General features: G+C 45.5%; 1 protein-coding gene. It reads left to right on the top strand.

Translation table 11 applies throughout. The features are described 5' to 3' along the window. A partial coding sequence (locus HUK38_RS14715; protein ID WP_182585058.1) for an InlB B-repeat-containing protein occupies positions 1 to 611 on the top strand: 611 nt, incomplete at both ends.

Below are 611 nucleotides of genomic sequence, written 5' to 3'. Positions count from 1 at the left end.
CAGTTGGTGATCTAATAAAAACCGGCTATAACTTTGCCGGTTGGAATACCGTCGCCGATGGTACAGGTATTCATTATAACGCTGGTACCCAGCTCATAATAAATAACGCCAATGTCACGCTATACGCGCAATGGACAGTATTGCCGACTTACACCGTCACTTATAATGGCAACGGCAATACTGGCGGCGCCGCGCCAATTGATAATACCGCATATTTGAATAGTGCATCTGTCACCACTCAATTAGTTGGTGATCTAATAAAAACCGGCTATAACTTTGCCGGTTGGAATACCGTCGCCGATGGTACAGGTATTCATTATAACGCTGGTACCCAGCTCATAATAAATAACGCCGATGTCATGCTATACGCGCAATGGACAGCATTGCCGACTTATCCAATTTCCATTACTGTTAATCCAGCGGGCAGTGGTTCAGTCACTTGCACACCTAATCCAGCCATCCACAACGGCAATAGCACTTGCACAGCCACTGCCAATACCGGCTATACGTTTAGTGCATTTGACGGCGATTGCATTGGCGCAACGTGTCAATTAAACAGCGTTACAAGTAATAAAAACGTCGTTGCCAACTTCACTTCGGGTTATTCACTT

The sequence above is a fragment of the Thiospirillum jenense genome (assembly GCF_014145225.1).
Taxonomy (GTDB): Bacteria; Pseudomonadota; Gammaproteobacteria; order Chromatiales; family Chromatiaceae; genus Thiospirillum; species Thiospirillum jenense.
This window is presented reverse-complemented; position numbering and strand designations above follow the sequence as displayed.